The organism is Salinispora pacifica CNR114 (genome assembly GCF_000514775.1).
Taxonomy (GTDB): Bacteria; Actinomycetota; Actinomycetes; order Mycobacteriales; family Micromonosporaceae; genus Micromonospora; species Micromonospora pacifica.
Genome location: NZ_AZWO01000045.1, coordinates 12,387 through 34,004, shown reverse-complemented (window position 1 = coordinate 34,004; position 21,618 = coordinate 12,387). Strand labels below are relative to the sequence as shown.

18 protein-coding genes and 1 pseudogene are annotated in these 21,618 nt (G+C 67.4%); 9 read left to right on the top strand and 10 right to left on the bottom strand.

Going from position 1 to position 21,618, the window contains the following annotated elements; translation table 11 throughout:
- From B118_RS0121925 to B118_RS0121915, 3 genes are all read left to right on the top strand, one after another.
- Nucleotides 1–1,379, top strand: a 1,379-nt coding sequence (locus B118_RS0121925; protein WP_028193460.1) for an NsdA family TPR-like regulatory protein, incomplete at its 5' end; no start/stop codon positions are given.
- Nucleotides 1,354–1,893 (top strand): SLOG cluster 4 domain-containing protein, encoded by a 540-nt coding sequence (locus B118_RS0121920; RefSeq protein WP_309225178.1) that lies wholly within the window; start codon nt 1,354–1,356, stop codon nt 1,891–1,893. The genes B118_RS0121925 and B118_RS0121920, both read left to right, overlap by 26 nt.
- 60 nt (nt 1,894–1,953) lie before the next feature.
- Nucleotides 1,954–2,166 (top strand): hypothetical protein, encoded by a 213-nt coding sequence (locus B118_RS0121915; protein WP_018820069.1) that lies wholly within the window; start codon nt 1,954–1,956, stop codon nt 2,164–2,166.
- 63 nt (nt 2,167–2,229) lie between these two features.
- On the opposite strand, the gene B118_RS32545 is transcribed toward B118_RS0121915, so the two are convergent.
- From B118_RS32545 to B118_RS0121895, 3 genes are all read right to left on the bottom strand, one after another.
- Complete coding sequence (locus B118_RS32545) at nt 2,230–2,394, bottom strand: hypothetical protein (protein ID WP_018727860.1); 165 nt, start codon at nt 2,392–2,394, stop codon at nt 2,230–2,232.
- Nucleotides 2,395–2,748: 354 nt separating this feature from the next.
- Nucleotides 2,749–2,955 carry a hypothetical protein gene (locus tag B118_RS31945; protein WP_028193459.1) on the bottom strand — a complete coding sequence of 69 codons (207 nt, stop codon included), beginning with the start codon at nt 2,953–2,955 and terminating at the stop codon, nt 2,749–2,751.
- Between the two features lie 192 nt (nt 2,956–3,147).
- The gene (locus B118_RS0121895) at nt 3,148–3,960 is read right to left on the bottom strand and encodes a helix-turn-helix domain-containing protein (protein ID WP_028193458.1); all 813 of its coding nucleotides are present in this window, start codon (nt 3,958–3,960) and stop codon (nt 3,148–3,150) included.
- A gap of 389 nt (nt 3,961–4,349) precedes the next feature.
- Between B118_RS0121895 and B118_RS33495 the strand changes: the two genes are divergently transcribed.
- Complete coding sequence (locus B118_RS33495) at nt 4,350–4,556, top strand: DUF397 domain-containing protein (protein ID WP_272945110.1); 207 nt, start codon at nt 4,350–4,352, stop codon at nt 4,554–4,556.
- Between the two features lie 959 nt (nt 4,557–5,515).
- Here B118_RS33495 and B118_RS0121890 read toward each other — a convergent pair.
- Nucleotides 5,516–7,618, bottom strand: a complete 2,103-nt coding sequence (locus B118_RS0121890; protein WP_028193457.1) for a nuclease-related domain-containing DEAD/DEAH box helicase — start codon at nt 7,616–7,618, stop codon at nt 5,516–5,518.
- 584 nt (nt 7,619–8,202) lie between these two features.
- Between B118_RS0121890 and B118_RS0121885 the strand changes: the two genes are divergently transcribed.
- The 5 genes from B118_RS0121885 to B118_RS0121865 all read left to right on the top strand — a co-directional run bounded on the left by B118_RS0121885 (nt 8,203) and on the right by B118_RS0121865 (nt 17,440).
- Nucleotides 8,203–8,985, top strand: a complete 783-nt coding sequence (locus B118_RS0121885) for a hypothetical protein (RefSeq protein WP_028193456.1) — start codon at nt 8,203–8,205, stop codon at nt 8,983–8,985.
- A 215-nt stretch (nt 8,986–9,200) separates the two neighbouring features.
- Nucleotides 9,201–11,078: an Hsp70 family protein gene (locus tag B118_RS29645; protein ID WP_050592856.1), complete on the top strand. Its 1,878-nt coding sequence runs from the start codon at nt 9,201–9,203 to the stop codon at nt 11,076–11,078.
- 1 nt (nt 11,079) lies between these two features.
- Complete coding sequence (locus B118_RS0121875) at nt 11,080–13,128, top strand: AfsR/SARP family transcriptional regulator (protein WP_238324083.1); 2,049 nt, start codon at nt 11,080–11,082, stop codon at nt 13,126–13,128.
- A 212-nt stretch (nt 13,129–13,340) separates the two neighbouring features.
- On the top strand, nt 13,341–16,139 hold the full coding sequence (locus B118_RS0121870; protein WP_028193454.1) for an AfsR/SARP family transcriptional regulator: 2,799 nt from the start codon (nt 13,341–13,343) through the stop codon (nt 16,137–16,139).
- Nucleotides 16,136–17,440, top strand: coding sequence for a hypothetical protein (locus tag B118_RS0121865; RefSeq protein WP_028193453.1), 1,305 nt, complete (start codon nt 16,136–16,138; stop codon nt 17,438–17,440). The genes B118_RS0121870 and B118_RS0121865 overlap by 4 nt, the downstream gene beginning before the upstream one ends.
- A gap of 221 nt (nt 17,441–17,661) precedes the next feature.
- Here B118_RS0121865 and B118_RS0121860 read toward each other — a convergent pair whose 3' ends face one another.
- The 6 genes and pseudogenes from B118_RS0121860 to B118_RS28880 form a co-directional block, all read right to left on the bottom strand.
- Nucleotides 17,662–18,300 (bottom strand): hypothetical protein, encoded by a 639-nt coding sequence (locus B118_RS0121860; protein WP_028193452.1) that lies wholly within the window; start codon nt 18,298–18,300, stop codon nt 17,662–17,664.
- 186 nt (nt 18,301–18,486) lie between these two features.
- Nucleotides 18,487–18,858 carry a hypothetical protein gene (locus tag B118_RS0121855; protein ID WP_028193451.1) on the bottom strand — a complete coding sequence of 124 codons (372 nt, stop codon included), beginning with the start codon at nt 18,856–18,858 and terminating at the stop codon, nt 18,487–18,489.
- Nucleotides 18,855–19,316: a hypothetical protein gene (locus B118_RS0121850; RefSeq protein WP_018817849.1), complete on the bottom strand. Its 462-nt coding sequence runs from the start codon at nt 19,314–19,316 to the stop codon at nt 18,855–18,857. The genes B118_RS0121855 and B118_RS0121850 overlap by 4 nt, the downstream gene beginning before the upstream one ends.
- 96 nt (nt 19,317–19,412) lie before the next feature.
- Nucleotides 19,413–19,931: a hypothetical protein gene (locus tag B118_RS0121845; protein WP_028193450.1), complete on the bottom strand. Its 519-nt coding sequence runs from the start codon at nt 19,929–19,931 to the stop codon at nt 19,413–19,415.
- A 266-nt stretch (nt 19,932–20,197) separates the two neighbouring features.
- Nucleotides 20,198–21,181 (bottom strand): DUF932 domain-containing protein, encoded by a 984-nt coding sequence (locus B118_RS0121840; RefSeq protein ID WP_018828843.1) that lies wholly within the window; start codon nt 21,179–21,181, stop codon nt 20,198–20,200.
- Between the two features lie 174 nt (nt 21,182–21,355).
- A pseudogene (locus B118_RS28880) lies at nt 21,356–21,569 on the bottom strand (hypothetical protein).
- Nucleotides 21,570–21,618 lie beyond the last annotated feature (49 nt).

Below are 21,618 nucleotides of genomic sequence, written 5' to 3'. Positions count from 1 at the left end.
AGCGTCACTGGCAGAAGTACTCGACGTTCTGTAAGGAGTGGGATCGGGTTGCCGAGCGGGTTGACCCTGATCTTGTGGGTGGCTACCCAAGCCGGTCCCAANTTGCCCGGTGGCTAGCATGCGACCTGAAGGGTCTGCCGCACCCGGATTCGTGTCGCATCCTTGAAGGTCTCTTCCCAGGGCTGACCACCACGCAACTGTTTACCGTTGGCGCGGACGCGCCGGCCACGCTCGCGCACCCTGCGGGGGCGCTGCCGATCGCTGAGATCGCGCTGGGCCTGTCGACAACCTCCGGCCACGGCGTCGTACCGTCGGAGGAGGTACACGTCGACAAGGCGTGCCTGTCCGGGGACGGCGCGCTAAGCGAGGAGATTGCGATGTCTGCCGAAGAGTCCGCACGCTTCGTGCGGCGAGCGCGAGGAGCTGTAGACCAAGACGTCCTTGACCAGCTCGGCGCTGACGTCAGCCAGATGGCGCATGACTACCTGATGCGCCCACCGTTTGCGATGTTTCGGCCCTTGTCCCGACTGCGAGCAGAGGTCTTCGAGTTACTCGATGACCGCCAACGCCCGGCCGTGCTACCCAGCCTGTACCAGGTCGCCGGCCAGCTCTGTGCGCTTCTGGCCCACACCTGCGCGGACCTTGGCCAAGCGTATGCCGCCGACACCCATACACGTACGGCCTGGCTCTGTGCAGATCTCGCGGAGGACGACGCCCTACGTGTCTACGTTCGCTGGGTGCAATCAAACGTCGCCTACTGGAACGGCGACTACGGCAGAGCCGCCGAGTTGGCCCACAGCGGCCAGCGGTATGCCACTGCCGGCACGAGCCTGCTAAGGCTCGCGAGTCAGGAAGCGCGGGCGCACGCGGCAGCCGCCGATCACCGGGAGGCCGATCGTGCCCTGGCGACGGCCCAGGCGGCTCGGTCACATGTAGGTCCAGATGGGGACGGGCCAGGAGGGGTGTTCCACTTCAATCTCGGCAAGGCCGCATACTACGCAAGCGAGGTCAGGTTAGCCCTCGGTGGCAAGACAAACTTCGAGCGAGCGGCGTCCGAGGCTACACATGCCCTGGAGTTGTTCGCGGCGCAGCCGGACCTCGAGCAATGCCCCGAGTTCTTCGCTGCGGCACAGGTTGACCTGGTGGCGGCGCACCTCGCGTTGAACGACCTCGACGGCGCTCAAGAGCATCTGCAACCGATATTCTCCTTACCGACGGAGAGCCGGACGCTGCCGGTGATTAAGCGCATGAAGGCGACAGACCGAACGCTGACCAGTCAGACCTTCGCCAAGTCGGCGCTCGCTGCCGAACTACGGGAGCGCATTCATCTCTTTTGCGCGTACACCGCTTCACGTGAATTGCCTGCTTCGCCGGACTGACATCAATCCCTCACCTTGGAGGCATGACAGCGTGGCCGTTCAAGTAGCCGTTTGTGGACCCCGATACTGCACAGACGACGATGTCGAGAACGCTCGGCGCGTCGGCGAACTCTTGGCCGACAGGGGAGCAACGATCATCTGCGGCGGAGGCGTAGGCGTCATGGCAGCCTGTGCAGCCGGTGCACGCACCAAGAACGGCGTTGTCATCGGCATCCGCCCCAACGACAGCAAGGACGGTGCCTGCCCAGACTTGTCTGCCACGATCGTTACGAACATGGGTGAAGCCCGCAACGCCATCATCGTGTGGAGCGCTGACGCCGTGATCAGTGTTGGTGGTTCCTGGGGCACCCTCAGCGAGGTCGCTCTCGCCATGCGCCGGGGACACGTGCCGGTCGTGGCACTCGGCGGATGGCGGGTCGTAAAGGCCGACGGTGAACTCGTGCCCGGCCTCCGGTATGTAGACACGGCAGAGGATGCCGTCGCGGAGGCCCTCCACGCTGCATGTTCTACATGAGATAGCCGGGTGCAGCGTGCAGCCAACCAGCGAGTTTGTCGCCGGTGCCGGATCGGCTGGGTGGAGCAGCCGCACACCCTGCCGGCCTACCACCGCCGCGGACTCGCCGCCGCCGGCCTCGCGGCGCTGCGCATGGAGCACCCCGGTTACGCCTGGCACACGCTCGGCGGACACATCGACGGGTCACCGGCGTTCTGGGACACTATCGGTGTCAACGTCCCGGGAGGCTACCGGCCGCGCAGGGTGTGCGAGCACGTCACCGCCGACGGCTGACCGGTCCGGACGTCAGAACGGCGCCGGGCCGGGCGTTCAGTCAGCGACCAGCGTGGGCGGCTCCTAGCCGACGTCGACCAGCTCCTCTGCCAGGTCCCGTTGCAGCAGCTCGGGCCGACCGTTGACGTGTGTGCAGCCGAGCCGTTCGCAGGTGAACCCACCACCGGGTAGCCGACGGTGGTGCCGGTCGTAAGGGCGGCCGGCGATGGGGCTGTCGAGGGCGGTCACGAGGTGCGTCTCCTTCTCACGTGGCGAACGGCGTCAGGTGACGCGCCAACCTGCGTTCCAGCACGGGAATTCGGGTGTCAGTAGGGGCCGTGTCACCAGATCCAAACGGACGGCTTTAGGTCCGCGTGGTTGTCCAGGTCCAGGCGCAGCCGTACGTCGTCGCCGCCGAGGAGGATGTGCTGCGGAAGACGCCGCTGGTGGTGGGGTGGCGGGCACTTGGCCGGTGGACGCCTGCGCTTTGTCTCTTGTAGTACGACACGCCGTATCGACTGGTGTGCGGTGTGACTCTGTCTCCGCTAACCTGCCACAGGCAGATCGCCAGCGGCAGACTGGATGTTGCATCCTGCATGTGCGTTAGGAGTTGATGGTGAGTTCGGGTCGTGAGGTGATGGCGGACCGAGTGTCCGACTCGACGGTGTCGTTCATACGGTCGCCGCTGGAGACCACATTGGCGGGGGGTTCCTGGCTTCCGGTGTCGACATCCTGGCGGGACACGGCCAGCCGGGCGGGTGCGTGCGCTACGGCGTTGGTGGCTGGAGCGATGGTTGCGGATACCGGCATGGCAGCGCTGATGGGTGCGCTGCTGGTCGTGTTGGCCTCTCCCCTGCATCGCGGGCCGGTGGGGTATGTGTTCATGTCCGGACAGGGGTGTCCCGGGCAGGCCGACCAGTGGCGCGGCGCGGGTTCGGCGTCTACGGATGACACGGTACGGGTGCCAGCACCCCGTCACGCCTCACGCGCTGATCGAGAGGGCTAGTGACCGCCGTGGCGGTTGAGGATCTTGCGTCCGGGTTCACTGGCTCCTGGGACGGCCTGGTCGGACAGCTCACGAAACGCTGTCTTGTACCGGGTGACGATGTCAGGGTCTTCGATGAGGGCCACGTCGTCGGGCTGGTTGTCGAGGTAGACGACGTCGGGATCAAGGTCGGAGTGGAATTCGTGGTAGGAGAACGGGCCGACGAATCCGGGTTCGGCCGCGCTGTCCTGCCGGAGGATTACTAGGTCGAGTCGCGGCAGGAGGTGGAGGATCTTGTCGATTTGGTGCCGCATCACGTCGGGGTCATGGACTGGCTTGAGTGCGCGTTCGTCCAACACGAACCGCACTGAGTGGTGTCGGTCGTTGCTGAACACGCGGTCTTGTCGGGCCATACGCAGCCGTACCCGCGCCTCAACGGCCTGGCTGTTGCGGTTGTGTGGGCCAGCTGTGGCCACCAGCCGCGCGTAGTCCTGGGTCTGCAGCAATCCGGGAATCAGGAAGGGGTGGTACTGGCTGATTCGTGAGGCATCGTCCTCATAGCCCAAGAAGTCCATATAGGAGGTAGACACGTACTCGCGGTACTGTCCGGCCCAGTGTCGTCGACGCGCCGAGCGCGCCATGTCCACAAGACGGTCGACCTCATCGGGATCAGCGACTCCGTAGAACGCCAGCAGCGCGCGGAGGTCGTTGACGGAGATGCTCACCATGCCACTCTCGATCCGCATGACCTTGGACAGCGACCAGTCCATCTCAGCCCGGATGTCCTCGAGGGCGTGATCACCGGCGAGTCGCAGCTGCCGTAGGGCCATACGCAGACGCCTACGGCTCGTGATCGGTCCTGGCCTACTCGTCATCAGATCCACTCCTTCCTGCGGATAATCGCTACAGGCAGAGTGAACGAGATAACTCGCCACTGGCAGTGTGCTTCCGCCCGCTGGATCGCAGCTGGTCGCAATAAGCTAGCAGACCACCTCAGTCGCCCCTCGCCAGGGTGGAAAAGGGTGCCATTCATAGCTGAAACCGCCACTGCCCTGCTAGCCTGCTTGCATAGCGCAACGACACCCAAGACGGAACGTGAGGACGATTGGGTAGATCTCACGATTCGCCACACACCGCCAAGCATTACCCGTCGCGCCACGACACCAGCCGCAACGACAACACCACCCATGACGAATTCAACAATCGTTTGGAGAAAAGAATGGAAGCAAACACGCACACACAATCCTTGTGGACACGCCGTAGCTCCAGATGCGACCACGCTCAATGCGTCACCGTGTCTCGCTACCAGAACAACGTCGCCGTTTTCGACTCCATCGCACCCGAAACCGCGCTGTCCTTTCCCGACGATTCATGGCGAGCGTTCCTCCTCACCTTCAGCGAACGACACCCCGCGACCCACGCCTGACATCCAGCCCTCGCGCAACCACCCCACTCGTCACCGGTCACCAGCCACACCCCCGTAACTGTCAGCCATGCGACAGCCAGGGCGGGCGTCAACGACGGCACCCCCACCGCGGCCCACTCGAAGCAAGCCCAGCCGGGCACATCAACCTCAGGAGAAGCAGCACCCGCCCGCAACCCTCTAGCTGCTAGACCTTACGGAACATCGCCCCAGACACGCCTGCGCGACACGGTGCAACCCATATAGCACGTACCGTCACTACCATCTCGATGCTCACTGACCCGCAGCACCGAAGAGCCCCCAACCCAACCATGAATATGCGTGTGGCACCTCCAGGTGGACTCGACCTCACCTCGCCACCCGATAGACATCCATCGCTCCATTTAAGAGTGGACTCATTGCTCTCCGCCATCGCCCCCGCCAGGCCCGCTCATGGCACCCGCCCTCGCCAGGGACTGGCATGCCGCTGACCTCTGCCTCGCACATCCCCAGGGCGCGAAACCGGCCCGGCGGCCATTGAAACCTCAGTCGCCAAGCCTCGTCCTGGAAACCGCTATGCGACATGCTGTCGTCGGTAACGCTGTAGCATTCGGCACCGGCAGTGCGAGGTCCAGTCGTTCATGGCTTCTAAAGGCACTCGACTACCTCCGGACCTGATCAAACCCCCTCTGGGGATAGCAACCCGGCCCGGTGGGACCGGCCCTATACCCCGCCTGGTACCCGCGCCTCTGGTGCATGCACCATGCCGCGCGCAGCCCCCTATTGGCCGACGGTCAGGACCGGACGCGGCTTCAGTCAGCCTCGCATGATCTGGTAGTCGAACGCTATAGAGACCGCCCCACAATTTGAGGCGCTCTGGGTAGCCAGGACCACCTCGTGAAGTCAGGCCATTCGCATATCGGCTGGAGAGCACGCCAGTCAGCGTCGTCGGTATTGCGGCAGGGGTAGCGTAGCGATCATGCTCAGCACCCGTTCATCGATGTGGCGGGAGCGCCGCCGGTGATCGAGCCGAGCCACAGCAGGTCCCGTGCGCGGGTCATCGCGACGAATAGTTGCCGGCGGGCAAGAGCGAGCCGGTCCACATCGGCGGATCCGCCCAGTTGCGCGGCTTTGAGCCCTCGATCATGGCAGGGCAGGTATACGTACTTGAATTCAAGGCCCTTGGCTCGTAGATACGTGCCGACTTTCAACACCTGGCCTGGGCGGCCGTCGTAGTCATCGAGGTTCAGTACCGGTAGCCCTTGGGCTCTGAGCATCTGGAGATAGTAGTCGACGTCGCGTTTGGTGGCGCACAGCACGGCCGCGTCCGCCAACGCGTCGTCGGACTGCACAGCGAGAGCCTTCAATGCCTTGCGGAGCGCTGCGTCGTGCATGGGGCGGGAGTTTGAGGGTGAGTGGACGACATGGCCATCGTGGTAGGTCATCTCGATGGCCGGTGGGGCGATGATCGTCATGCCGTCGATGTCGTCAAATGGTTCACCGTCGAGAACGTTCAGCGCGGCCTGCATGATGGGCGCGGCGTTGCGGTAGTTAACGTGGAGGACCTCGGCGCGGCCGCCTCGGATGTTGATGCCAGCGTCGGCGAGGCGGAAGCCGCCGGGGTAGACCGCTTGTTGGGCGTCGCCGATGAGCAGCAGACCGTTCGGGCTTTCGCCGGAGATGGCGTGCAGGATCCGGACCCCGGTGAGGGTGAGGTCCTGCACCTCGTCGGCGATGACCGTGGTGTATCCGCCGTCGGTGGGGTGGCGGCGCAGTTCCGCGAGGGCGGTGAGCAGCAGGTCGGGGAAGTCCTGGACGCCGCGTTCGTTCAGTAGCCGCTGGTATTCCTCGTACAGCGCCCACACTGCTTCCCTGTGCGCCTTACGGAGGGCGGTTCGTCGGCCCGGTCGCGATGCGGCAATGTACTTGGTCAGGCTGGAGATATCGCGGCCTTTGATGACGTGGCGGAGCTCGTCTTCCCAGTAGCGGGGGCTGGGCTCGAGGTCGGCGAGGCAGGTGTGTCGGCCGTGGGTGCGCCAGGCGCGGGCGAAGCAGTCATCGGCTTTGGCTACATTGAGGCGGGCCGAAATTCCCCGTTGCGACAGGAAGGTGACTGCCCATCGGTGCAGGCTGGTGAACTCGATCCGATCGCTACCAGCAGGTGCCATCCGTTCGAGCAGGTGCTTCTGTATCTGCGGCAGGTTGCGGACGAAGGTGACGTACAGCACCCGTCCGCCGGACTGGGCCAGGTAGGCGGCCCGATGAAGTCCGACGACTGTCTTGCCGGTGCCGGCGGCGCCGGTGATCCGCGCCGGGCCGCCCCACCGGCGACGCACCAGGCTGAGCTGGTCGGGGTGTAGGAACGTCATCCAACTCTCAACCGGCCGCTCCCGCGCAACGCGTAGCTGCTCGGCAGCGAGGTCATCCACATTAAAAAGCTCTCCAGGCTCATCCGGGGTGCGCGCCGGGACGTCGGTCGTGGCGGTGTCGGGTAGCTGGGGCGCCTCGTATGCCGGAAACACATCGGTCAGGTGAGCCGCCACCGCGCGGACCACCGGAGATTGCAGGCGGGTCCGGGCGCTGGTGACGGCGTGCAGCAGTTCGTGGATGCCGACGAGGTGAACACGGCCTAGCCGTTCATCGACCTGCCGCCCGACGAAGACCATGACCGGTACGACGGCCACGGGTGACATCTGCATGTCGGCCAGAGCGTCTTCAACGCGGCGCGTCACCGCTTGCAGCTTCACCAGCTCGGCGGCACACGAGCGGCCGGCGGCGCTGAGTTCGCCGTCGACAATTTGCGGGGCGTCGCGCCAGTTCTTGACGTCGATGACGTACACCCCGGCAGGACCGACGAGAATCATGTCGACGTTCGCCGTCGCGGTACCGGGCCACCGCCGATCAACCAAAAGTGTCCAGCCCGAACGGGTCAGCGCCCACAACGCAGCTGCGACCTGCCGCTCCCCGGCCGCCGCCGCGCTCCACCGGGCGGCGGCCCGATGCGCTTCACGAAGCTGACGGGTAAGGAACTGTGCGTGCTCACGGTGCCGGGCAGCTTGCGCGGATGCGGAGCCACCAGCAGCCATCGACCAACCTCCTTAGATGTTCCTATGAAACTTAGTGCACAGCGCAACCGCCTCGACGCACCCCGTACAGCCCGGCAGCTGCCGCGGCGCTGTACGGCGCAGTTGGCTTTCAGAGCAGAGCACTGGTTGTTCCGCTGGCGAGCCGGTCCTTTGGGGTCCTACGTGGACCATTTGCGATAGGCCAGGTGGCACCTTTCGCACGCACCGTCCGGCTCTAGTTCGGGGGGCCAAACGTGCCAGCAGCTGACCCTGCTGGTGATCTCGTGTCGGTCGGACGCTGGCGGGAGGTCTGGGGTCACGGTCGACACTTGCAGGTACTGGGGTTGGGGCGTGGACACGCTATCCCTGAGTGCTCGCTGCCGCTCTCCCGCGATGATCAAGTCATCCAAGACGCGTCTGCCCTTCGGTCGGGGTTGGGTCTGCGTTGCGCGGTCCTGCCGGGCCGTAGTACGTTGCTCTCCACAAGCGTCCTACGAACCACTCCAATCAACAAGGACGGTGCGTGATATATGCCTGCACAGTTTCGTCCTACGCTGTGGCCGGGGACCGTGGTCGCGCAGCCGCCCCTACGCCCGCTACTCGATGTGGAGGTCGACGGGGACTGGGTCCTGTGGCGCATCGCGCCCCGACGAGGGGAGGCAGTCCACCTGCCACCCGACTTCTATCTGCACGAGCTGCTGGCGACACCGCCCGCGGACCTAGAGGCTGCGGCCGCGCTGATGCGGACCTACGGGCCACTGGTCGACATGGACCGCAACGATCTCGACTTCGAGGCGCAGAGTTGGCTAGAGGACGTGCCGTTCGACCCTGACGACAGCCCGTGGCGCGTCGGGCATCACCGCCGCGACGTCGAAGTACACCTATCTCTAGCGCACGAGGCAATCAGAACGTGGCTGGCCTGCCAGACCGAGGGCGGGATCGAAGCCCTCGTCGAAGCGGAGGTGGACAAGCAACAGCTAGACCAGTTCCGCCTGGACAACCCGTGCGATGTCCACGAGGTCACTTTGGATGACCTCCGGAAGATGACGGTCGCCTCCCGGTTGTCGGCCCTGGAATCCGTACTTAGCGCCGCATTGAGCAAGTTCAGCATCGGCATCGGAGGACTCGAGGAACGCCAGGCCACGATCTACTCGGCGTCATTTCTGCAGCTGTACAACCACATGGCCGAGCGGGCCACAGTGCGCCACTGCGCCAACGAACCCTGCCGCCGGCCCTTCGTCCGCCAGCGCGGCCGAGCCGAGTTCGGACAAAACCGCACCGAAGGCGTCAAGTACTGTAGCCGCGAATGCGCTCGTGCACAGGCCCAACGCGAGCTGCGGCGTCGTCGCCGCGCCGCTCCCATCAGCGGTAGCGGCACACCCGTCTGACCGACGAAGGACCAATCGTAAGCCAGAGGGATCCCGCCGATGGCTGCCCATCACACCGGCTCAACGGTTGAGCTCGCTGCGACTCGACAGCCGCCGTAGGTCAAACCGTCCGAACTATGGGACCCGGCACCGAGCCGGCCAATGCCTTCGGGGTCCTGCTTTCGGTGAGTGATCGACGGGTGACGTGAGTGTGATCCTCATGTTTGACTACGTCGATGGGGGTAGAGGTTCGGCTGTCGATTGACTGTGGTGGTGCCAGCACTGTGGCGGTGCTGGCGTGGGCCGACGGTAGGGCGTCGGTGCTGCCGTTCGATGGCATGCCGTTCCTGTCTAGTGCCGTGTGTGTCGACAGCGATGGTCGGGTGTGGACGGGGCAGCAGGCGTGGCAGGCCGCCGAGGCTCAGCCGGCAAGGTTGGTTCCGAGTCCGCGTCGTCCCCCCGAGGGTGAGCTGGTGGTCGATGGTGCGCGGGTGGAGGCGGTGGAGCTTGCCGCGGCGCCGCTGCGTCGCGCTGCTGCTGAAGCTGAGCGGGTTGCTGGTGGGCCGGTGCGGGATGTGCGGTTGGTGGTGCCTGCGGGGTGGGGGCCACGTCGGCGTACCTGGATGCGGCAGGTCGCGCATCGGGCGGGTCTGGCCCAGCCTCGTCTGGTGGAGGCCCCGGTAGCGGTGGCGGAGCATCTGGCGTCAACGGGTGTGCGGCTACCGGTGGGTTCGTTTGTGGTCGTTTGTGATGTCGGGGCTGGGGTTGAGGTGACGGTGCTACGCCGGACGGCGGCAAGCTTCGAGGTGCTTGCGACTCTGGCGGACCCTGAGGCGGGCGGTGCCAGCGTCGATTCGACGTTGGCAGCGGCGTTGACGAATGGTCGGGACATGGCTGGGGACGGCGCAGCGCTATGGGTGACGGCGGAAAGCGCCCGCGTTGCGAAGGAGGCTTTGCTCTCGTACCCGGCGGTCACGGTACCGCTTGCCGACCAGCCGCCTGTCATCGCGAACCGTGCCATGCTCGACGATGCTGTCCGGCCCGTGGTGCGACGCGTCGCGGACCTGACGCAGCAGACGATCGCCGCCGCTGAGCTGTCGGCCCGTGACCTGGCGGGGATCTACTGCATAGGCGGCAGCGCTCGGCTACCGCGCTTGGGCGAGGCGATCGCCGAGCAGACGGGGATTACGCCGGCTGTTGTGGCCGAGCCGCAGTTCGTCGCGGCGTTCGGGGCTGCCGAGGCTGGCTCCGCAAGTCACGGCGTGGGGGGTGCGGTAGATGTGCCGGTGCCGCCGGTGCGTAGAGCTATCGGAATCGCGGTACCGGGCTTCGCCTCGTTGGCGCTGATCTGGCAGTGCATCGTGACCGCCGAACGTAACAACGCCCTGAGCCTGCACTATTGGGTTGACTTCAATTGGGGTGGTCTGGCGCTGGCAGCCGTGTTCGCCCTGCTGGGGTGCCTCGCCGCGGGAACGGTCCTTGGTTCTCTGATCGCTGCGCGTAGTCCCACACCGGACATCCGAACAGAGGGTGGGAAGGTCAGTGTCGGCATTCTGGCTGCGGTCTCCCTTGGGGCCGCTATCGCGGGCCTCTATGCGGTGGTCACCAGCCAGTACTTCGCCCTGCCGGTGGGTAGTTTCCTGCGCTGGGCGCTGTGGCCGATAGTCCCCATCGTAGTGTTGGCGGCGGCGATGGCAGTAGTGGCCGCCCGCCAGTGGCGCACGCCGCACGGCGGCTGGTCGGCGCTGCTGGCCGTACCGACCGGCTCGATCATCGCTGCCGCCGTCGGCATGGGCTTGATCCAGTATTCGCTGACCGCGGCCCGGTGGCCGAACCTGGTGATGTGGATCGACCTTGCGGGACGGGTCGGCGGGCTGTTCCTGGGTGCCGGGATCGTGATGGCGCTGGTGACGCCGCTGATGTTCCGTGTCATCCTGGCCGCACCGGTCTCGGTGATCAGCGCCGCGATCGTTGGCGCGCCGTCTACCGGCATCCTCGCCATCTGCTATGCGATTGCGGTGGCAGTGTGGTGGATGGCCCGCATCTGGACGCGCGTCGTTCATTCCTCGACCGCCACCGCGGCACCCTTGCGGGCTGCGGATGGAGGTGGATGAGGTGCGCTGGCCACGGCGGCTGATGTCACTGCTGTTCCTTCTTGCACTGCTGGCCGGTCCACCGCTGGTGCTGCTGACCCTGATCGGCCCACCCATCCGTGGCTGGCCGAGCATGGAGCAGGCGCGGGCATGGGTGCAGCAGCCGTTGACCGAGCAGACACTCACTGCCGCGTTGACAGTCGGAGCATGGCTGGTCTGGCTGATGCTCGCCTACACCGTTGCGATGCGGGTCCTTATCCGGCTACGCGCAACCTCGGCATGGCTGCGGCGGTTGCCGCTGCCGACGCCCTTGCAGGCCACGGCCAGCGGAATGGCCGGCGCCGCCGTCTTCGGCGTCACCACTACCAACGTCACCACCGCCGTACCGCATTCGGTGTCGTCCGGCCCAGTCGCGCTTCAAATCCAGGCCAGTCCTGACGGTCCCGGCGAGGTCACACACGAAAACGGGATCGTCGTATCCGGTGGTTGGCTGCCCCGTGACGTCGCCGCGCAGGTCACCGCTGCTGCAGCGTTGGTATGGCTACGTCGCCGCCGTGACTACCACCCGCGCAACGCCAGCCGTGACAATTCGGACCTCGCCTCGCTGCCTCCCACCGTCGCTGCGGTGCAAGCCGCACTCGCCGACAGCCCCCGCCCACTAGCCGCACCGGCTCCATCGATCGGGATTACCGCCCTCGTTGACGTCCTGCCGGCTGGCGGCGTGGGTCTCATCGGCGCGGGCGCGCTGCCCGTCGGCCGAGGATTGCTGGTCACTGCCCTCTTCGCCGGGCACCGACATCCCACAACATCCCTGATCACCACCAAGGCAGCCCTTGCCAGTCTCCTCGGGCCTGCCGCAGAAGCACTCGGCCGGCGTCTGCCGCTGACAATCGTCGACAACCTTGACGAAGCAGCGCAACTCGTCCACGCCGCCCACCACCGCGCGGAACCGCACACCGTCCCAGGGCCCGAGGACAGGAAGTCACGTGCGGCCCGCCATCGGCAGATCGTGCTCCTCAGCGAGGAGGATGGCGACGAATCCCAGGTCAAGCACCTTGTCGAAGCGAGCGTCACCACCGCCGCCGCGGTGGTCGCGTTAGGGAAATGGTCGGCCGGCCCGACCTGGCGCGCCGACTCGGCAGGCCACCTGCACAACCCCCTTGCCTCCGAGAGGACCGGGCCACGGCTGTGCGTCCTGGACCAAATGGCGGCCACCGACCTGCTCGCCCTCATCGCCGTTCCCGACCCGACACCAGGCGGGCCGACCGCTCCCCGCGCTACTCCCCTGCCCCATCCGCCTGACCCGCGGTTGCCACGACAGACCACCCGACACGAACCCACCCTCCGCCACCAGGTGGCCCGCCAGCGGCTACACCTGCGCGTCCTCGGCGATCCCCAACTCCTCCTTGATGGCGAACCCCTCGCCGTCCGCCGCAGCGCCGCCCTCCACATCCTCGTCTACCTCGCCGCCCACCCCACCGGCGCCGACACCGCACAACTCACCGATGCCATCTGGCCAGGTCTTCCCCGCCGCTCCCTCACCGGACGGCTCTACACCGCCCTCAGCGATCTACGCGGCACCATCCGAGACGCCGGCGGCCTCCCCGCCATCGACCACGTCGATGACCGCTACCGCCTCAACCCCGCACACATCAACGTCGACCTGTGGCACCTCAACGCCGCCATTCACCACGCCGCCTCCACGCTCACCAACACCCACGCCGCGTGGCAGGCCGTCCTCGACGCCTACCCCGCCGACCTTGCCGCTACGCGCACCTGGCCATGGCTCGACCCCATCCGCGAAGCAACCCGTCGGCAGATCATCGACATCTGCGTCTCCCTCGCTACCGCGGAACCTGACCCACACCGTGCTTTCCGACTGCTGCAGGCCGGCATCCGCATCGACCCCTACAACGCCGAGCTACACAGACACGCCGGCCGTGTCCTCACCGCCCTCGGCGACCACGAAGCCGCGGCCTGGCTCCACGACCGCTACCAACAAACCCTCACACGCGCTGGTCTCGACGATGACACCGCCGCGCACCCAGTCACCTCCACCACCATCGGGTAGTAGCCGCCCGGCTGGGGCGGTGACGCTCGCGGCCTGTCTCCCACCAAGCCGAGAAGATCGCGATCATCGAGCAGCGCACGGCCCGGACCTGCGGTTGTGAGGCCGTGTAAGGAAGTGTGAGGTGCTGTCAGGTCCTTCGCCCTCTCCGGCAGCACATAGCGCTCCTACGGTCTGACTCACCAACCGCCGTAACGCCGGAGGTGAGACAGGCCATGGCGAAGCACGCCTCGACAGCAGTCGTACGGACCGCCACCGCTGCCCTCGCGCTAGCACCACCAGCACTGCTCTACCAGTGCGGCTGGTTCACCGCCGTCGATCTATCCATGGACCAGGTTCAGGCATGGGTGCACCAGCCACTGACGACCGGCTTCCTCGCTCTGCTGGTGTACGTCGGCGCCTGGCTGCTATGGATACTCCTCATCACCGCCGTCACCGAACACATCCACCGATACCTCGCCACCCGCCTGCGATGGCACTTCACCCTGCACCTACCCGGCCCCCTGCAAGCACTCGCGGCCACGCTGCTCGGCACCACCACCGCCGTCACCACCGCCGCCCTTCCCGCCACCGCGCACAGCCCTACCGCCACCGATACCGGCCTGCCTGCGGTGACACCGCCATCAGCCGACGCCACGATCCGCGACGCTGCACCGTACGCACCACCTCCCTGCTCCGCCCCCTCCGGGCTAGGACACACCGTCAGCTTGTCCACGACAACCGACGCCGTTCCGACTCTCGAAACCCGCAACAGCGAATCCGCTGTCGCCACCCCGTCGGCCTTGGCCCGGGACCACATCGACACCAATTTGGCAGACCGACGCCCCGACCGGAGCGTCGGCGTCACCGCCGGCGACACCCTGTGGGACCTCGCCGCCAATCACCTCGGCGACCCGCACCGCTGGCAAGAGATCTACAAACTCAACCAGGGACACGAACAGGCCAACGGCTACGCCCTCACCGACCCCAACGAGATCCACATCGGCTGGGTCCTCGCTCTTCCCGCCCGCCAGGCCCCACCAGCAGCCACCCCACAGAACGCCGAGAGTCCCCCACCAGGCAGCTCTGGCACCACCGCACCCGAGGCCAACAAGACCATCCAAGCCGATCCACTGCCCGCGTCACCGGCGCCCAGCGTCCCGGAGTCGAGCCCGTCACCACCGAACCTCGAGCCAAGCGCCCCCGCCGGCTTAGCCGATGTCGACACCCCCACGCCGGATACCGTGACCTTCGACAACCGGCACGACGACAAGGCCGGGATCATGCTGCCGGCGCGAGGCTGGATCAGCCTCGGTCTGGCCGCCGCCATCGCCTCCGTGGCCACCCTGCTGCGCCTGCAACGACGACGCCACGCCCGACTGACCCTCCCAGCAGCGGTGAGCAGCCCACCGCAACGCTTCCCGATGCCACAGTCTCTGGCACCCGTCGACATCATCGGCACCCGCCACCTCTCCCCCAGCAACAGCGACCGCCACCGCGCCAGCCCTGCCGTTGCGGCACCGATCGGCATCGACGCAGACGGAACCGAGATAGGTCTGTTCCACCTGCCCGGTCCCGGAATCGCCCTGCACGGCGACGGCGCGATACCAACGGCCCGCGCCATCCTCGCCTCCGTCCTAACCACCACCGCGGCCGAGACAGCCACCGCCCGCCCCATCGTGGTCACCACCGCCGACCTAATCGCCCGGCTCCTACCCGAAAACGCCCTGACCGTCGGACTCGACCCCGACAACATCGCCTACGACGGAGAACGCCTCATCGTGCTCGCCGACACCGCAGCGGCCATCACCCACGCCGAAGAAGAAATGATCGGCCGGCGCCGACTACTGGACACCTTCAACGCCGAAACGATCCTCGACCTCAACACCTACACCGACCACGCCGAGACCCAACCCCCATACGTACTACTCATCGACTCCAACCCCCGGCACACTCCCCGCCTCCACGCCATCGCCACCCACCACACCACCCTGGACCTACACCCCGTCATCCTCGGACACCACGACGGCATTCCCACCCTCGACATCAGCGCCGAGGGCACCATCACCAGCGACGAACCACACCCGGTTACCCGACTGTCCACCCTCAGCGCCGGCGATCTCGCCGCCGTTCTCGCCATGCTCACCGACGCCGCCGCGCGTCCGGAACCCGGCCACGACATCGACCTCGACCCCGCCCCGAAACACGCGGTCGACCAGGCAGCCACCACCGAGGCGGCCCCGCTGATCCCCGCCCAGCCAAGTAAGGCGGCGGCCCCGGTGCGGCTGCGGGTCCTCGGCCCAGTCCTCATCGACGCAGACACCGGGCCGGTAACCACCGGAATGCGCAGCGGCTCCTACACCGTCCTCGCATCCCTGGCCGTGCACCCGAACGGGCGAACCCTCGACCAGCTCTCCGCCGACCTGCACCCCGACACCGACCCGAGCACCGCCGGCAAACGCATCCGCACCGACATCAGCACCATCCGGCGAGTGCTACGCGCCGCCACCGGCACGGAGGCCATGTTCGTCGTCTACGACCCGGCGACCAGCCGCTATCACCTCGACCCCGAACTCATCGCCGTGGACCTGTGGCAGATGCTCACCACCATCGAGCACGCCAACCAGGCCAAAGACGACACCGCCGCGCTCACCGCGCTGCGGAAGGCAGCCGAGTGGTATCGGGGTGACTTCGCCGACGGCGGCGACCATCCCTGGATCGGCGACCATGCCACGACCTACCGGCACCAGATCCTGTCCGCGCTCGCCCGCATCGCTGAAATCACCGAAACCGATCACCCGGACCAGGCGGTAGCCGCCCTGGAGCGTGCGCTGGAGTTCGACCCGGTCAACGAGGAGCTGTACCAGCGGATCATGCGGATCCATGGCCGCGCCGGACGACCCGATGCCGTGCGGCGCACCCTACGCCGCCTCGAGCAATGCCTCACCGAGTTGGGTGACGCCGAACCATCCGAAGCCACCCGCCGCGTCGCCGCACGCCAACTCCAGCCCACCACCGCCGGGGACCGCAGATGACCGACAGCCCGGACACTCACATCCAGGCCAACCACGACACCACCGACTACCCAGGGAGCAGGCGACCGTCGAGCGACGGCAGTGCAGGCTGGTCGGCGCGGTGGGCGTACCCGTTCTATGCCGTGGCGGTCAGCGGCGCCGTGATCGGTCAGACCTGGGTCGCCCTCGAGCACCTGTCCTGGTCGCCCGCCGTGCCGGTCCCGGTCCGGGTACTCCTGGTGCTGCCGTTCGCGCTGTGCCTGGAACTCTTGGCGATGGCCCTCGCCGCGATGGCCGACGAACGGATGCGCCTCGGTGAACGCGCCTACGGCCTACGTGCGTTCTCGAGCGCGGTCGCCGCCGTCGCAGTCGGTATCCAGGTAGCCGGGCACTGGCCAGACCTGTACTGGGCCGCCGTGTTCGGTGTCCTGTCCAGCTCCGCATACGCCCTGTGGATGCTGCACGCCGCCGCCCGCCGCCGAGACGCCCTCCGCGCGGCCGGCAAACTCGCCGACACCGCCCCCGACTACGGCCTATGGCGGCGGATACGACACCCGATCCTCACCGCCCGCGCGGCAGAGCTCGCCCGCGAAGGCCACCGCGACGCCACCACCGGCCAGTGGCGCCCTCTCGCCCTGTTTGAGTCTCTGCGCGCCGCCGAACAGGCCATCAGCGCCGAGAAACGCCGCCCGGCAGTCGCCCGAGCCGTCGCTGAAGTCGTGCGCGCCGACCAACACGACCCCCGCATGGCTGACATCGCGGTCCGGACGCTGGACCTGGACCGGCTAGCCGCCGAACTGGCCTCCCGCGTCAACTACTGCGCCTGGGCTGACCGGCTTGCACCCGCCATCACCGCACCCACACCAGCAGCCCTGACCGGCGGCGACACCAACAGGCCCGATCCGGCCAAGGCGTCAGAGGCGTCGGAGGCGTCGGAGCCCGAACAGCCACACCAGCCTGCCGCCGCGCCTGACTTCGATGCGGCCGACCCGTATCCCGAAGCCCAACCCGTACCCAAGCTGGACTCACACGACCACGACCACGACGGCGGGGACTACGGCCCAGACGACGACGTGGACGACGGACAGGAAGCCGACACGGACGATGGTGCCCTCGCCCCAGACCTCGCCCCGCTGCTACCCGCCGCCCGCGTGGCCCGCGACGACCTGGTCCGCGAAGGTCGTACCGTCAGCCGTGACGCCCTCGCTCACCGCCTCCGCCGCGACGGCCACGCCATCCGCAACAACCGCGTGTCAGAGCTACTCAACGCGCTGCGCCGTGAAGAGGCGACCCGCAACGGACATCTGAAGGTGCCGGTATGAGGCCTAGGTCAGGGGACGTTCCGTGGTCGGGTGGTGTTCGCCGTTCGCGCTCGCGAGACTTCCGAGGCACGCGCTCCCTCGGGAAGCAGACACACTCCCACGCATGGTGGCGATGCTCGGTTCTTGAGCGGCAGGCAGGGTCAGCGGGCCCAGCCGATTTCGCACGTGAGGCGTGGCCGGACGGGGGGCCGGACACGCCTCACGTGCTTGACCAGAGGAGTTTAGTCGCCCTCTGCCGCGGCGAGTAGCCGTTGGGCGGTGCGTTGTGGGATTCCGAGGCGTTGGGCCAGCTCGATGCCGAGGCCGCGCCGGTCCCGCCCCTCGGCGCGGGCCTGCGCGAGGAGGTCTGTGGCGGCCTGCAGGCGTGGGTCGTCGGCGTATGGGTGTGGTTTGTAGGGGCCGGTGGTGCCGGGGGTTCGACCGGTGGATTGCCGGCCGGTGCGTGCGTCGGCGTGTGCCCATACGGTGCGTCGGTACCAGTACCGGCGGATCCGTCCGCTGGGTAGTTCCTCGGTGTCGTCTGGGTTGTCGATCAGCTCGTCCGGCAGATTGCGATAGGAGCGGTAACCGAGGATCGCCGCCGCGCCGCCGGAGGTGACCAGTTCGGTCGGGCTGCCGCTGCGGTCGACCTCGGTCAACTCGGCAAGCTTCGAGGCCCGGTGTGAGGCGTGAAACGCCTCGACATCGTCGAGCCAGAACCACTCCCCGCCGTCGTGGGTGAAGCCCTCGGGGAAGCCGAACCGGTCACGGTGCAGGTGCCAAAAGTTCACCGTGGGACGCGCCGCGCCCGTGCACGCGGCAACCCCGTCGCGGTCGACGGCGACTCGTCCGCCGATGCTGCGCTGCGCCACGGGGATCATTGTCCACCTCCCGTCCATTCGAGGCGGCCCGCGAGGCATCGGCGCGGGCCGGGGTGGCGGCTACGATCGGACGCACATCCACCCCCGGAGATGCGGTGCTCGATCGGCGCGTGGCCTGGGGATCGGGTGAGGTGGCCGGCGGGGGTTCCACACGCCCTCGGGTGTGCCCGCCGGCCACCGACCCGTCTACGTGTGCGGCCGGAGCAGCCGCCACGCCACCGTGGCCATCTTGTCGATGTCCAGGGCGAGGAACGTCGCCCGCGTCGGCGGTTTCATCACGTCGTACACGGTCAGGATCGCGGCAGCGGTGGTGCCATCCACGATCACCCCGTCGATCTTGCGCATGTACCCGCGTGTGATGTCACGCAGTACCTCGATGTTCCGAGGGTCGCCTGCGGTGGCGTCATTGGGCAGTTCCTCGATCCACACGAGGTCCGGGCAGTCCGGGCAGTCGATCTGGAGCGGGTCCTCGGATACCCGGGTCACTGGGCCGTCGTCGGCCCCGCACACCGGTCCGGGGTGGTGGGTGGCCTTGGCGTGCGTGTAGCCGCGCGTCACGACCGGCTCCCATCCGGAGCCGGGGCTACCGGGCCGAAGGCGACCGGGTCGGCGGCGGTGCCCAAGTTTGCTAGGCGGGCCGGGTCGAGGGTGACGCCGAGCCGGTTGCGTGCCGAGTCGATGAGGCCGGCGGTGTGGAAGAGAATCGCGGCGCTGAGTTCGTCGTCGCCGTAGTCGTGGCCGATGCGGCACGCGACGGCCAGCGACCGGAACGCCGCGCCGAGGTGGGTGACGAGGGTAGCGCGGTCGTCGTCGCGGCCACATGCCGTGATCCTGTCGGGGGTGTAGGTGCGCTCATCGCCGGTGGGGAACCGCAGCCGGTACCAGTGCACCCACGTGGTGAAGCTGTCGAGTCGGAAGTCGGTGACGGTGCCTAGGCGGTACTCGAAGGCGCGCTCGGGCTGGTCGACGCGGGCGGTGTCGCCCAGGCCGAGACGTTCGCTCGACGGCAGGGGCATCGTGCTCTCCGTCCATGGAGGGGGGTCAGCGGGTGGAAGGGGATGGTGCAGGCCGGTGCCGGGCGGCGCGGGTGGTGCCGCGCCGCCCGGGGCTGCTTACTGGGGCGCGGATGCGCGGCCGATGGCCTGGGTATCCCCACCGTTGGCAGGCGTGGTCGGAGTGTGGGTGGTGGCTACGGGTGGCTGGGTGGGTAGCGGGGGCAGGATGCGGTGGAGCATCGTGCCGGTGCGGTCGAGGCTGGCGGCGGCGTGTGCGGTCAGGTGCACGCCGATAGCGACGGCCTCGGCGGTGGTGAGGACGACGACGATCTGTCGGCCGTGTTGGTCGCGGGTGTGGATCTCAACGTGTCCGTTGGGTAGGACCCGCACGGGCAGGAATGTCTCGACCTGGGTGCGGTCCGGCGCGAGGGTGTGGATGGCCTCGGTCAGACTGCTGTAGTGGTTCTGGGCCTCGCTGTTCCAGTACTGGCTGCGGGCGATGTGGTGGTCACGCTCGGTTTTGGTGTCGGCGTGGTTGGCCACGGTGTAGGCCACTTTCGCCTTCGCGTAGGCGTCGCACAGGGCGTCGATCGAGTTCAGGACCGTGTCGGCGGCCGGCGTCGGGACGGTGCTCATATGAAGGTCCTCCATTCCGGAGTGCGTGCGAGTGCGTCGAGGCGTGGGCGCGGCCGTAGCGGCGCCCGACGGGCGGGTGATGTGATGCCCCGGTGCGCAGCCGATCTGTGGCGCGAGTGGGCGTCTGGGGCCGGGCTGTGTGGGCGGGCGGGCCGCGCCGCTCGGCCGTGCAACGGGGTTGGTGACACGTTCGGCGGTGGTGGTGCCCGCCGGTGTCGGGGCCGTCCGCCGCCTGTGGCGGTGCCGGCCCCGATACCGGGCCACGCTCAGACCGCCAGCAGGTCGAACGCGCGGGCCTTGAGGTCGGCCCCGGTGCCGATGACCGCGCGGCGGGCACGGACCTCGACGGTGGCGGCTTTGGCGTAGTGGTCCACGTACTCGGTGATGGCCTGGTATCCGGCCCACCGGGTGCCCTTGATGGCCTTCTGGGTGTCCGCGTCGCGGACGAGGTACCGCAGGGTCGAGGAGCGCTGCTTGGCGTTGTTCCTCGCGGTGTCAGAGGCGTCATCCTCGACCGGCCAGAGCTGCGCGACGATCTTCTCGAACTCACCCATCGTCAGTGCCTCGTTGATCATCTTGTCGGCCTCGCGCTCGAACGCCTCGAAGTGCTTCCACACCAGCCGCAGCGCCTGCCGCGCCTCGCTGATCTTCGCCGTGATGTTCGAGGTGTGCCGGAACACATAGGAGCCCTGCGACCGCTGGTAGGCCATGCGCTGCGTGTTGGCGCACACGATCCGTACCGGGGTGGCATCCACCCGCAGTGAGGCCGTGCCGTCGTGGCTCGTGGTCGCCGCGAGGTACAGGTCGTGCAGGTCGACCCCGGCGACCTTCATGGCCTCGGGCAACTTCATGGTGACGAACACCGCGCGGCCCTTACGCATCGACCCAGCGGTCTCGAAGTGCGCGCCGGAGGCGTCGACCAGCAGGTTGAGCACCTCGGCGACCTGCTCGTTCTGCACGGTCGTGTAGTCCTCACCGACGATGCCGAGGTACTCGGTCGCGCCGGTCTCCGGGTTCGTCCGCACGGTCATGAACTTGTCGGGGCAGTCGACCTTCGTCACGCCCCTGTCGGTGATCTCCATGCCCTGCAGCGGAATCTTGCGGACCTCCCAGCCGCCGAGCCACGCCTTGCTCATGACCTCCTCGGCGGTCATGCAGTCGTCGCTGATCTGGCCGAGCTGGTGCCAGGCGGACAGCTTCGCGGAGGCGAAGGCGGTCTGACCGTTGAAGGTCTCGAGTTCGTGTGCCACGTGGTACCCCTTTCGGGTCTCGATCGGTTGTGGGTGACGGCGGGCTGGGGGTTCCAATCCCGGGCCGCGCCGTCGCAAATAATGGTCCCTGCCTATAGTTGGCGGATCAAGCCGATCCGGGCCGGTCTATCGAGTTTTCTGCGGCGAATCTGACGCCCACCATCGGCGCCATGCCTACCGGGTCACCGGGTCAGTGTTCAGTCGCCCGTCAGGGCCGTACCGGTACTCGTGCACGGTCTTAAACCGTGCCGGGAGGTACACGCTGGTACCGGTCGGGTTTGTCGCCGCACGAGCCGGGCGGGATGATGCCGCCGCCGGGCCGGTCGGCGCGGGCGCGCCGGTGGCGGCCGAGGGCGATGTGCGGGCACAGCGTGAGTGCGGCGGTCATGCACTAACTCCACGTGTACCCCGCCGTCCGGGTCGGGGTGCAGGTTGAC